Below are 12,670 nucleotides of genomic sequence, written 5' to 3' on the forward strand. Positions count from 1 at the left end.
GATTAAGATAAAAGTTAAATAATTATAAGTATAAATTTTTCTTCTTAATAAAAAGAAAAGTAGTTAAATATATTACTAATAATTTATTGATAATTAAATTTATGTTTAAACTTAATTATTAATATTCTGTTAATTATGAAAAAAAATAGTAATTATAAAAAAATAAGGATAGGAATAGACTTATTCCATGTCTAATAACTGAGGAACAAAATAACTGATAATCATATCCGCTCCAGCACGCTTTATAGATAATAATGTTTCATATAATAAATCATCAGTAATATATCCCTTTTCTATACCTGCTTGTATCATAGAGTATTCTCCACTTACCTGATATGCTATTGTTGGCATTTTAAATGTTTGTTTTACTTCACGTAATACATCAAGATAAGCTAGTGCAGGTTTTACTATTATTGCATCAGTTCCTTCTTGAACATCTAATGCAACTTCTCTTATTGCTTCATTAAAGTTTGCAGGATCCATTTGATATGATTTACGATCACCAAAACTTGGTGTTGAATCTGCTGCATCCCTAAATGGAGCATAGTATGTAGATGCATATTTTGCTGCATAAGAAAAGATAGGAGTATTTATAAAACCATTATTATCCAATCCTTCACGTATTGCAGATACTCTTCCATCCATCATATCACTTGGTGCAATTACATCCACACCTGCTTGTGCATAACTTACTGCAATTTTTGATAAGTATTTTAATGTTTCATCATTTTGAACATATTCATCTTTAATAATTCCACAGTGCCCATGATTGGTGTATTCACACATACAAACATCTCCTAAAACTACTAGATTTGTTTGTTCTTTGAGTCCTCTAATTGTTTGTTGTATGATTCCATTAGAATCATATGCACTTGAACCAATTTCATCCTTATAATCTGGAATTCCAAATAATATTACTGATGTTAATCCATTATCTTCAAGTAATCCAGCAAAATCTATTGCATCATCCACAGAATATCTATATTGACCCGGCATTGTACTTATTTCTTCAGGTTGACCATCCTTTGCAGATTCTTTAATATATAATGGGTAAATAAAATCATCCATACTTATATTTGTTTCACGAAACATACTCCTAATTCTTTCATCTGTTCTCATTCTTCTCATTCTTGTTGTTGGAAACATTATAAATCCTCCATGATTATTATTTTTTTTAGTAAAAAAAACAATTTTAAAATTCTAATCTAATTTATATTAATTATTCTTAATAAAATCATTCAGCAATCTTTAAGACATAAGAAGTCATAGATTACTTTTGCTGCATTTATACTTGTTGAATCACCCAGTGTATTTGATGAAACTTCTACAACATCCAATCCTGCTGTTTCTTTAATTGCAAGTATTGAAATCATGTCTTCTAAATCTCTTGGTGTTATCCCACAAGGTGCTGGTGTTCCTACAGATGGAGCATATGCTGGATCTAATACATCAATATCTACTGTTATATAAATAGGTCCTTTGATATTTTCCAGTTCTTTTAAAATAGACTTCTTATTATCTTGAATATCATGACTTGTATAGTATTCAATATTTTCTTGTTGTTTAACATACTCATGTTCTTCATATTCTGCAGAACGTATCCCTAGTTGTATTATTTTCTTAGGATCTAATTCATGTATTCTTCTTAGAACTGTTGCATGAGAATATTTTTCATCAAGATATGTGTTACGCATATCAAAATGAGCATCAAAGTGTACAATTGTTAAATCATTGAAATAATCTTTATCATAGTCATAAATAGCTCCAAGAACACCATTAGTTATTGTATGTTCCCCACCCATAGCTATTGGAGTTAAACCTAATTCTAAAACAGAACATACTGTGTCTTTTACCATGATATTTGTTTTTTCATAATTTCCATTATTTACTTGAACATCCCCAATATCATAATTAAAACACTTTAATGACTTGTTAAATCTAAGATTATATGATTCAAAATCATATGATGCTTCACGTATTGCCTTAGGACCATTTCTTGATCCAGCAATATAACTTGTTGTACTGTCAAAAGGAATTCCCATTATTGCATAGCCTTGTTCAATTTCCTCATCTTCATTTAATTCTTGAGAAAAAGCAAATCTCATCATATTATCTGCATAAAAAAACATTTTAAATCATCTTTTTCAAAATTATCTATATAAATATTATCTTTTTTATTTTTAGTTTAATAAGTTTCTTTTTAAAAAAAGATATAAAAAAAGGTTAAAAATCAAATAATGTTGTTTGTTTCGATTTCTTCTTGGTACTTTTCTTATTGGATTTTGAAGATTTTTTATCAGTTATCATTACTTGTTTTTCTTTTTTAATTACAGGTTCCTTTATTGATTTTTCATTCTGTGATTGTTTAATATTTGACTGTTTTTTTACTGTTTTAGTTGTGTTTTTACTGATTTCATTTTTAGTTTCTTGCTTTACATCATGTGTTTCTTGATTTTTTATTGCTTCTTTTTCTTTTAATAATTTTTGTTTTTGAATTTCTTTTTCTTCTTGTTCTTGAAGTTTTTTAAGTTCTTTCATTCGTTTTTTCTCTATAGAAGCTGGTATTTTTCGAGATCTGAATAATTTTACATCATCATCTGTTAATTTAAAGTATTCTTTTAAGTCATATGCCCGTTCATTATCTTCAAATAGTACTTCATAGTAAGGTAATTGTTTTTCTAATTCTTTAGGAGATGTATGTAGTTTTAAACTCATTTTTCTTGTTACTTCTTCACGTAAGTTTTTATTTTTTCTTCCTTTTGCTAGTTTTGCATAGACTGTTGAATTTGTGTATCTCACAAATTTTTTATATGTTTCTTTTTTAGCATTAGCTACACCTCTACCCATAAATAGAAATGCATATTTCCAGTAAGTGTAGTTTTGTGTTTTGAATGTTCTACCTAAGTTTACATCAGCTAATGCAATCATTTCATAAGCTTCTGCTATTTCATTTGTTCGTTCATATTCTCTTGGAATATTTTCTGCTAATAATTCTATGAGAAATTGTGGTTGTGTATCTACACGCATAGCTTCTAGAATATGTTCTGTATTTTTACTTTTTAAAACTGTTCTTACTGTATCAAAAATATTTTGTTCATTATCTTTTTTAGATATTACAGATATACTATCCATAGTAATATTTTTAGTATTATCCACTATTGCTTCAAGACTAGTTATTGCTGAACGTAAATCACCATTACTTTGTTTACTTAGTAATTTAATTGCATCAGGATCATATTTAATATCTTCCCAAGAACATATTCTTTTTAATTGTGCATTTATTGTATTTGTATGTATTTTTGTAAATTTAATTACTTGACATTTATTTTTAATAGTTGTTAATCTTTTACTGTATGGATCATTTGCCATCATTATAAGTGGTTGTTTTGCATTTTCTATTGTTTCATTAATTGCACGTGCTCCCCCACTATCATCACGACCACTAATTCCATCTACTTCATCCATTATAAGTAATTTATAACCTGACTGGAATAGACTTTTTGTTTGAGAAGATTCACCAATACTACGTTTTAATACATCATATGAACGTTTATCACTAGCATTAAGTTCTATTGTTTCAGAAAAATATTCTTTTCCCACTAAATGTGCCATAGTTGTTTTTCCAATTCCAGGACTTCCCACCAATAATAATGGTTTCTGTGGAGTACCTTCTGACCATTTATTAGCCCATACTTCTATTTCTGCCTTTGGTTTGGCATTTCCAAGTACGTCACCTAATGATTTAGGTGCATATTTTTCTACCCATTTCAATTTTATGCATCCTATTTAACTATTAACTATTAAAAATTTACTCAATAACGCTTCTAATTGAAGTCGTGGATTAGATCCTTCCCTTATTCTATAATCACATTCACTCATATATTCCATTAATTTAACAAAACTTGTTTCTGAAATTATACCTTCTTTTGTCATTTGAGTTACTTCTTGATAGAATTGTGTTATTAAATCATCCCCACTAATTCCATCTACAACCATAATATCACGTAATAAATCACGTGCAGCCATAAAATCACGATTTAATGCTTTGTTAATTATTTTACGTACATCTTTTGGTTTTGCCCTACTTATTACATCATACACTGTATCTTCAGTTACTTTATTATCTATCGTTGTTGATGCTTGTAATATATTAATAGATCGTCTCATATCACCTTGAGTAAAGTACACTATATTTTCTAGTGCTGCTTGTTCTGCTTCAATTTCTTCTTGTTCAGCAATATATTTTAAACGTTTGATTATCTGTGCTGCTTTAATTGGAGCAAATCTGAATATTGCACATCTAGATTGTATTGGATCTATTATTTTTGATGAGTAGTTACATGATAAGATAAAGGAAGATGTTTTTGTATACATTTCCATTTCACGTCGTAGTGCTTGTTGAGCATCCTTTGTCATATTATCTACTTCATCTAGGAAAATAATCCTAAATGGAGCACCTACTGCTTTGAGTTTACAAAAACTTTTTATTTCATTTCTTACTGTGTCAATTCCTCTAGCATCAGATGCATTTAATTCTAGGAAATTTTGTTGCCAGTATTCACCAAGTAATGTTTTTGCTAATGCTAATGCACAGGTGGTTTTACCTACTCCTGCTGATCCTGTAAACATTATGTTTGGTAATGAGTTTTCATCCACATATCTTTTTAATCTTCCAACAATTTGTTCTTGTCCTATTACATCATCTAATGTTCGTGGTCTGTATTTTTCTACCCATGGCGTATTCATTATATTTATCCACCTAAATCATGATTATTTATATAGTTAATTTATTATTCTAATTTATATTACTATAATTATTATATTTGTTTTTGATTTTTAATATTTTTTTAAAAAATAGAATTATGCAAAAGATAACATATGCTCTTTTATTAGTTTTAGTTTAAAGTTAAATATAATATAAACTAAGATAACTTAAACTAATTGTAATGATGGTTAATAAAAATACAAAGCCTAATATAATACCAATATAATTTTTTGGTCTCATAATACACCTAAAAAAAAATTTTAAAAAAAAGTTAAAAGAAAGTTAATTTCTTAATTATAATCCTAGTAATTGCTTTTTCTTTTGATTAAATTCATCTTCAGATATTATTCCATCTTCTTTTAATTCATAATATCTTCTAATTTCATCGACAGGATCTTTTTGAGAAATGTTTTCTGGTATTGACTCTGAAGTTGTGAAATTATCCTCATTTTTATATGTATCCTGTTGTTGTGGTTGTTCATAATCCATGTTTTGAGTAGTTACTTGTTGTTTATTTGGTTGTTTGTTTGGATTTGTTATATTAGGATTAGGATGTGGCATACCTTTGTGATTATTTGGATTAGTTTGCTGTTTTCCTTGTTTACTTCTATGTTCTCTATCTTTTAAGTCAAGAATTGTATTGTAAAAACGTTCTAATTCAGCATCATTGTTATTTACACCTGCTAGAACATATTGTCTTCCAGAAACACCAATCGTCATTTTTGGTTCATTAATGAAATTTCCTTTATCATAACTTAAAAGATTTATACTTGAAAGTTTAACAGGTACTTGTCTTTGACCATCATATGTTGTTAAAACAATTTCATCAGATTCTAGTCTTGCAGAACATTTACCTAAACCATCTATTTTTACTACACCTACACCTTCACCTTTACTTATATAAGGAATTAATCTAGAATCAATTTCTATACTATCAAATAAACCCATATTATCACTCTACCTTTTTTTAATTAAATTATCCTTATATTAATATATATTTTAAATGATTAAATATATTTTTTTAAAAATATTTGAAAATACCCTATCCTATTATTTATTCTTTTTTATTGTTACAGGCTTTTTATTTTCTATTACAACTGTCATTAAATCTTTAGCATATACTGTATTTTTAAATACTTGTCTTGCTTCATCAACCAATGGTTTTGAATCCGTGTACCTATTAGATAAATGAGTTAATATTAATTGTTCCACATTTGCATCTTTTGCAATTCTTGCAGCATCTTCTGCAACGGTATGTCCATTTTCAGTCGCTTTTTCTCGAATATCTCCAGTAAATGTTGCTTCATGTATTAATAAATCAACATCTTTTGCAAAGTCAATCATAGATTCTTGTGGTATTGTATCCCCACTAAATACAAATTTTACACCTTTTCTTGGAGGTCCTAGTACTTCTTCAGGTTCAATCACTTTCCCATCTATTGAAACTGAATTTCCAGCTTGTAATTTTCCAAAAAGTGGACCTGGTGGTACTCCTAATTCAATTGCCTTACTTCTTAGGAATTTTGGTTGTCTAAGTTCTTCTATTTTATATGCATAATCAAAAACTGTGTGTTTCATTTTCCTAGCTTTAACTAGAAAATCATTTTGTTGATAAATTATAATATCATCATCAAGTATTTCATGTGTAATTAAATCATAGCCCATTGTACAGTATCCTAAGTGTTTAATATGATCTATTAATTCACCTATTCCTTTTGGCCCATAAATATTCAAGGGTCTTGTTCTTCCACGAAATGCTAATGATTGTATTAATCCAGGTAATCCTAGAATATGATCACCATGTAAATGAGTAATATAAATATCATCTATTTTCATAGGACTAATTTCAGCTTTCATTAATTGTTTTTGAGTAGCTTCTCCACAATCTAAAAGAATCATTCTATTTGATACTTTCACCAGAATTGCAGTATGATTTCTATACCTTGTTGGTATTGCAGATGCTGTGCCTAAAAAGGTTAATTCTATAATAATAAATAACTCCTTTACTGTTAATAATTAAAAAAATAATATTCCTATTTTTTAAATAATATATATTTATGTAGTTTATTAGTATTTATTTTAAAGAAAATAAAAATTTTAGATAATTCTTTTTAGTACTAAAAATAATATACATATATATTAAAAAGAAAGGTATGTGAAAAATAATGACCATTTTTAGTGATAATAGAATTATAGAAAATATATATGATGATATTGGATTTGAAGATATTACTACAAACAGTTTAATTGAGGATAATAAATGGGCTCAAGCAGAAATTATATGTAAAGATAATGGAATTTTAGCAGGAATGGATGTTGCTCATTATATTCTTAAAGAATTTAACTTAAACATGGTAAGTAGTTATCTTGATGGTGATGAAATTCATAAAGGAGATATTATTCTAGAATTTGAAGGTAAAGCTAAAGATATATTAATGACTGAAAGAACCATACTTAATTATTTAATGCATTTAAGTGGAATTGCAACATTAGTTCATAATACATGTGAAAAAGTTCATGAAATAAATCCAGATGTTCGTATTGCATGTACTCGAAAAACTACACCAGGATTACAGAAACTTGAAAAAAAGGCTGTTGAACTTGGTGGTGGTGATGCACATAGATTTAAATTAGATGATTGTGTTCTAATTAAAGATAATCATATCCAAGTAGTAGGTAGTGTTATTGAAGCTATAGATCGAGCTAAAGCTAATGTTAGTTTTACAAAAAAAATTGAAATTGAGGTTGAAAACCTTGATGATGCAGTGAAAGCAAGTATGTTTGGTGCAGATATAATTATGCTAGATAATATGAATCCAGAAGAAATTAAAAAAGTTTTGGATACTTTGAAAAAACGTAGATTACGTGAAAATGTTATTATTGAAGTTAGTGGTGGTATTAATCCAGATAATATTAATGAGTATGCTGCATTAGATGTGAATGTAATATCTAGTGGGTTTATTACAAATAGTGCTAAATCATTAGATATGGGTTTAGATTTATTATAACAGGATACAATGTAAATTAATAAAAAAATTATCTTTAATTAAATTAATATAATGACCTAAAATAATCAAAGTTAATTCTGGATAATATCAATATTTTAATCATGAAATAAAAAATAACAATATATTTATTAATTAAAAAGAACACATATAATAACATAAAATTATATGAAAACATGTGAAATTATGATTCATATAATGAATTTTTGCGAGGTAATATAAATGGCAGAGTTTGAAGAAAATTATGAAATAAACGAAGAAGTTGAAACAGAAGACATTGAAATAACAGAAAATGAAGAAAATTTCGATGAAGCAGGCGAAAAATTACCATTTGCAAAAGCAGAAGTAGTACGTCTCATGAAAGCACATCTTGATGACGATAAAATGATTAGGGAACGAGTAAAAGTAGAAATGAACAAATTTTTAGGTGAAGTATTAGTAAATGTATGTAAACAACTCAATGAATACCCATACTCAACAGTAGAATATGAAATGCTAAAAGAATCCACATACCCATACACTAACATAGAAAGAATTAATGAAGAAAAAATGAGAATATTAAAACATTTAGATGCTATTAAAGCAGACTGTGATGCATTAAGTATGGATGTTAAAGCTACACTTAAAATTAATGATAAACCAGATACCACTGAAGATGAAGATACATTATTCTAGAGATTACTTCTCTAAATTCTTTTTTTAACCTCCTGAAACATGACGCAAAAACTAATTCTAAAACTAAAGATTTAAAAAAAATAAGATTTAAAAAAGAAATTAGATATATTCAACTAATTCTTCCAAGCTTTTTCTACCCGTCTCACGTGGTTCTGCATTAGGATAACCAACAGGTGTTAATAAAACAGGATGTTCTTCTTCAGATAATTTTAATAAATCAATTAACGGTCTTTCATGGAATGCTGCAATATAACATGTTCCTAATCCAAGTTCAGTAGCTTCAAGTATCATGTGATCCATTACAATTGTTGCATCAATTTCATTAATATTTACACTATCCCATGGACGTATCCATGCATCATTAGCTTTACTTACTACTGCTAATACTATTGGTGCTTCAATTAGCCATTCAGCACTGTAAACTTCTTTTAATTTATCTGCATTTTTTTTAGTGTCAATAACATATACTTTGAATGCCTGTGCATTTACACCAGTTGGTGCTAATTGTGCTGCTTTAAGAATTTTCTGTAATTTTTCTTCTTCTACTTCTTTATCTTCATATCCACGTACACTATATCTTTTTTCTATTGTTTCTAATACTGACATTAAATCACCTGATTTATTGATCTATTGTTGTAAATCCTGTTGTTAATTTATCTGCTTCTTCTTGTGATAATAATTCTTTTTCAGCATCTTCATCATCAATAACACTATTTCCAAATGGATCTTCTATTATGAGTTCTGTAGTTAATTCACCTATTTTAATATCAGTTATTAATTGTAAGATGTTTAAAGCATTTTCTTCAATATCATCAGATATACCTTCGCCTTCAAGTTTTATTGCTCTTACAACAGCAGCTTCAAAACGATTTAGTATGCCCTCTACATTTGACACATATCCTTGTGATTTTGGTCCTGGTTCTACTTTTAAACCTAATTCAGGTATAGTTACTGTAGCTGTTTGTGATTTTGCTACTCTTGTATTTAGTTTTGTATCATTTATTTGAAGTGTGTATTTAGATGGATCATTAGTTTGTAATGATATGCTGTCAGAAGATTGATAACCACATACTGTACATGATACTGATGTTTCTAATATATCTCCAAAGTAGGGTATATTATCTGTTTTATTTATTACTTCTAATGTTTTATCACCACCACACACAGGACAATCAGATTTCATTACATCATTTGATTTCAAATTATTTTCATTCATATCTATTCAATTCCTTTAATTTTATTTATTTTTATCTTTTAAACTAATAATTCTTATTTTAGAAGTTTTTACTATTATTTAAGTTTTTTTATAAGAATCATATAATAAATTATGTTCTTTTAATTCCCTGATAATACTTTCTAAACTTTTTTTATCTGGAGCATATATTTTATGACTATGAATATTATTAGATAAATCATACAATTTTTTTAATGACTCTTTTTGTTTTGGTGATTTTTCAAGATTATCCAAGAAGTTATCTGATTTTTCTTCATTATCATAATCAGTTACTTGTCTTGTTAATGGTTCTTTAAAGTCATCTATATAATAGGAAATATCACTTATTCTTCCACCATATTTAGTAATTATTTTTCGTTCCAAATCTATTTCATCAATAGAATGTTTTAAAAAGAGTTCTTTTGATACTTCATTTATGTGTCTTAATATATTTTTAGTGGTTTCCTCTTTATTTTTATTATTGATTACGGGAATATTTAGCATATTTGCTTTTTGAATTAAATCTTCATTAATAATTCTATTCTCTTTAAAGTAATCTAATTGAGTTCCTCCTCTTTTTATTGCCATTGCTCTTTGGATGAAACGTTCTTTATGTGATTCTTCATCTGCAGTTAATATAAAAAAGTAAACATTAGCCAATTCTTCGAATTGTTTCGTATTTATTAATCCTGGAACTAGATGTACACCTTCTATGATAATGGAATCTTTATCTTTCACTGATCTTGTGATAACTTTTTCTATTGCTGGAATTACAAATGTTGCATGTTCTTCAAATCCTGCTTCTATTAGTTTTGTCTCTGAGTTAAAATTATAGGTATCTCTTAGAGTTGTATATGCATTAAAAGAAGATTTATGTAATGCTGGTGCATAATCAGGACCTATTATTCCCCGTACTATTTCTCTTATAAAATCTGTTTCTATTAAGTATTTTATACCTAGTGCTTTTGATATTTCATATGCAATTGTGGATTTTCCTATTCCTGAAGCAGAACCTATTAAAATAACATAAGGTTTCATAATATCACCTTTTAAATAGTTTCTTATTATATAATTATCTATAAGTTATATATTATAGTATTTGTTAGAAAAATGAATTATTTGTCATTTGATAATATACATCATACGAATACAATATGATAAAAAAGTTAATAAAAAACAAAATATAAACCATGAAAAAAACTGTTTTTGAAAAAAAATAAAAAATAGATAAAATATTATACTATTTCAACATCCACTTCCCTAATTTTTTCTTTTGGAATAGTGATTGTTAATTCATTATCTTCAAAAGATGCTTTTACATCATCCACTTCTATTTCTATAGGAATTGGTATTACTCTTTTAGTTTTTCCAGAACATCTTTCTTTTCTTAAAACTTTAACATCTTCATCTTCAGATTCTTCAGGGAATTCTACTTCTACATATACTGCTTCAGTAGACATTTTAACAGATATATCTTCTTTAGAAACTCTTGGCAAATCCATTTTTATTACTAATTTATCTTCATATTCTAATAAATCAAATGCTGGTTTATTTGATCTGTATTCATCAATAGTTTTATTCCAGTCACCTTGCATTGATTTAAAAGCAGAATAGAAATCATCCACTAGTTTTTTTGCATTTTCTCTTGCTTCTCCTGCAGCTTCTTTTCCATATGATTTGTAGTTAAATTGATTTTTTTCTGTGGTTTTTTCATTAGTTTCTTCAACATTTTCAGTGTTTTTATCAATTTCATCTACTTCTTCAATTTCTTCTTCTTTGATTTCTTCTGAATTAATATTTACATCGACCATTAGAATCAACCCTATTAATTTATAATATTACATATTTAAGTACATACATTAATAATATTATCCATAATATTTAAAGATTTCCTAAATAAGATAAACATTAAAAGTCAACAAGGAAATTAAAAAAAAAGATTATAAAAAAAATAGAAGAATGTTATTTATTTTCTAGGATGTCTTAATGCATATTTCTGATTATATTCATCTTGACTAGCAAATGATTTACCCATATTTTCAATTAAGTTCTTAATTTCATCGATTTTACTTAAATCATTAATACTTGTTCTGAATATAGGATCATCTATTTTTTCAGAATATTCTTCAATTACACTATCATCAGCTAATAAATCAGTTTTATTAAATAAACAAATCATTGGTGTTTCAAATACTTTTTTAATTTCGGCATATAATAAATATTGATTTTCCATTAAGAAACCTGAAGTTTCTGAGGGATCAAATATGTATATAATTATATTTCCCAAGTGTTCTAGAGCAGCTATAGCATTTAACTCAATTTCATTCATGTCATTAATAGATCTATCAAGTAAACCTGGTGTATCAATTATTTGATATTGTTTGAAGTTTAATTCATAATTTCCTATTTGTAATCCTTGTGTTGTAAATGGATAGTTAGCTACTTTAGGACTTGCATCAGTAATATTATTAAGTAATGTGGATTTACCTACATTAGGAAATCCTGCAATTACTACTCTTACTGCATCAAAATTAATATTTGGCATATGTTTTAATTCACGTTTTGCAAAGTCTAAGAAATCTAACTCATCACCAATACGTTTTACAACAGATACTATTCTACCATATGCTTCTTTACGTATTGGAATTGCACTTAATGAATCTGATTTTCTTATCCTACTTGTGTATTGTGATTCAATTTGTTTTAAAACACCTAATGCCCAGAATACTGCACCTAATGAATGTTTATATTGATCTACACCTACAACAATATCAATATAATCTTGATAAAATTCAGGTAATTCTTCAATAATTGGTGTTCCTGTTATTATTCTATTAAATGTACTGTTTATTGTTTCACATGCAGTTTCTACTCTTACTTCTTCAATTCGTCTTCCTTTAACACGTGGATGTAATTTTGAACTTCTTACTTTAGAAGCAGCTTTACTTGCCCTGTTAAATGCCTTGTCAATTACTTCATCCGGTGTTGGTACTTGTGGTAACTTCATTTTTT

At 27.2% G+C, this 12,670-nt stretch carries 13 protein-coding genes; 2 read left to right on the forward strand and 11 right to left on the reverse strand.

Going from position 1 to position 12,670, the window contains the following annotated elements; all coding sequences use genetic code 11:
• Nucleotides 1-180: 180 nt before the first annotated feature.
• From hemB to rnz, 6 genes are all read right to left on the reverse strand, one after another.
• The gene (hemB, locus tag NL43_RS04805; protein ID WP_084790413.1) at nt 181-1,146 is read right to left on the reverse strand and encodes a porphobilinogen synthase; all 966 of its coding nucleotides are present in this window, start codon (nt 1,144-1,146) and stop codon (nt 181-183) included.
• Between the two features lie 92 nt (nt 1,147-1,238).
• Complete coding sequence (speB, locus tag NL43_RS04810; protein ID WP_069592912.1) at nt 1,239-2,129, reverse strand: agmatinase; 891 nt, start codon at nt 2,127-2,129, stop codon at nt 1,239-1,241.
• Nucleotides 2,130-2,223: 94 nt separating this feature from the next.
• Nucleotides 2,224-3,771 (reverse strand): replication factor C large subunit, encoded by a 1,548-nt coding sequence (locus NL43_RS04815; protein ID WP_069592913.1) that lies wholly within the window; start codon nt 3,769-3,771, stop codon nt 2,224-2,226.
• Between the two features lie 15 nt (nt 3,772-3,786).
• Nucleotides 3,787-4,746, reverse strand: a complete 960-nt coding sequence (locus NL43_RS04820; RefSeq protein WP_069592914.1) for a replication factor C small subunit — start codon at nt 4,744-4,746, stop codon at nt 3,787-3,789.
• A gap of 313 nt (nt 4,747-5,059) precedes the next feature.
• Nucleotides 5,060-5,713, reverse strand: coding sequence for an SHOCT domain-containing protein (locus tag NL43_RS04825; protein WP_069592915.1), 654 nt, complete (start codon nt 5,711-5,713; stop codon nt 5,060-5,062).
• 102 nt (nt 5,714-5,815) lie between these two features.
• Entirely contained in the window at nt 5,816-6,751 is a 936-nt protein-coding gene (gene rnz, locus NL43_RS04830; RefSeq protein WP_069592916.1) for a ribonuclease Z, read from the reverse strand.
• A gap of 179 nt (nt 6,752-6,930) precedes the next feature.
• Here rnz and nadC point away from each other — a divergent pair, with 179 nt between their 5' ends.
• Nucleotides 6,931-7,773, forward strand: a complete 843-nt coding sequence (gene nadC / locus NL43_RS04835) for a carboxylating nicotinate-nucleotide diphosphorylase (protein ID WP_069592917.1) — start codon at nt 6,931-6,933, stop codon at nt 7,771-7,773.
• A gap of 219 nt (nt 7,774-7,992) precedes the next feature.
• On the forward strand, nt 7,993-8,445 hold the full coding sequence (locus NL43_RS04840) for a hypothetical protein (RefSeq protein ID WP_069592918.1): 453 nt from the start codon (nt 7,993-7,995) through the stop codon (nt 8,443-8,445).
• A gap of 99 nt (nt 8,446-8,544) precedes the next feature.
• On the opposite strand, the gene NL43_RS04845 is transcribed toward NL43_RS04840, so the two are convergent.
• The 5 genes from NL43_RS04845 to NL43_RS04865 all read right to left on the reverse strand — a co-directional run bounded on the left by NL43_RS04845 (nt 8,545) and on the right by NL43_RS04865 (nt 12,665).
• Nucleotides 8,545-9,051: a nitroreductase family protein gene (locus NL43_RS04845; RefSeq protein ID WP_069592919.1), complete on the reverse strand. Its 507-nt coding sequence runs from the start codon at nt 9,049-9,051 to the stop codon at nt 8,545-8,547.
• Nucleotides 9,052-9,064: 13 nt separating this feature from the next.
• A complete protein-coding gene (locus NL43_RS04850) occupies nt 9,065-9,661 on the reverse strand; it encodes a ZPR1 zinc finger domain-containing protein (protein ID WP_069592920.1) in 597 nt (198 codons plus the stop codon).
• Nucleotides 9,662-9,739: 78 nt separating this feature from the next.
• Nucleotides 9,740-10,699, reverse strand: a complete 960-nt coding sequence (locus NL43_RS04855) for a 3H domain-containing protein (RefSeq protein ID WP_069592921.1) — start codon at nt 10,697-10,699, stop codon at nt 9,740-9,742.
• Nucleotides 10,700-10,893: 194 nt separating this feature from the next.
• Nucleotides 10,894-11,469: an Hsp20/alpha crystallin family protein gene (locus tag NL43_RS04860; protein WP_069592922.1), complete on the reverse strand. Its 576-nt coding sequence runs from the start codon at nt 11,467-11,469 to the stop codon at nt 10,894-10,896.
• Nucleotides 11,470-11,624: 155 nt separating this feature from the next.
• On the reverse strand, nt 11,625-12,665 hold the full coding sequence (locus NL43_RS04865) for a GTPase (protein WP_069592923.1): 1,041 nt from the start codon (nt 12,663-12,665) through the stop codon (nt 11,625-11,627).
• Nucleotides 12,666-12,670 lie beyond the last annotated feature (5 nt).

Origin of the sequence: Methanosphaera sp. WGK6, from assembly GCF_001729965.1 — an archaeon.
Classification (GTDB): Archaea; Methanobacteriota; Methanobacteria; order Methanobacteriales; family Methanobacteriaceae; genus Methanosphaera.

What these genes read in the sequence shown, in the direction of transcription:
- NL43_RS04820 (WP_069592914.1), bottom strand. Translation starts at nt 4,746, where the DNA reads ATGAATACGCCATGGGTAGAAAAATACAGACCACGAACATTAGATGAT.
- hemB (WP_084790413.1), bottom strand. Translation starts at nt 1,146, where the DNA reads ATGTTTCCAACAACAAGAATGAGAAGAATGAGAACAGATGAAAGAATT.
- NL43_RS04840 (WP_069592918.1), top strand. Translation starts at nt 7,993, where the DNA reads ATGGCAGAGTTTGAAGAAAATTATGAAATAAACGAAGAAGTTGAAACA.
- speB (WP_069592912.1), bottom strand. Translation starts at nt 2,129, where the DNA reads ATGTTTTTTTATGCAGATAATATGATGAGATTTGCTTTTTCTCAAGAA.
- NL43_RS04860 (WP_069592922.1), bottom strand. Translation starts at nt 11,469, where the DNA reads ATGGTCGATGTAAATATTAATTCAGAAGAAATCAAAGAAGAAGAAATT.
- NL43_RS04865 (WP_069592923.1), bottom strand. Translation starts at nt 12,665, where the DNA reads ATGAAGTTACCACAAGTACCAACACCGGATGAAGTAATTGACAAGGCA.
- NL43_RS04850 (WP_069592920.1), bottom strand. Translation starts at nt 9,661, where the DNA reads ATGAATGAAAATAATTTGAAATCAAATGATGTAATGAAATCTGATTGT.
- nadC (WP_069592917.1), top strand. Translation starts at nt 6,931, where the DNA reads ATGACCATTTTTAGTGATAATAGAATTATAGAAAATATATATGATGAT.
- NL43_RS04825 (WP_069592915.1), bottom strand. Translation starts at nt 5,713, where the DNA reads ATGGGTTTATTTGATAGTATAGAAATTGATTCTAGATTAATTCCTTAT.
- NL43_RS04845 (WP_069592919.1), bottom strand. Translation starts at nt 9,051, where the DNA reads ATGTCAGTATTAGAAACAATAGAAAAAAGATATAGTGTACGTGGATAT.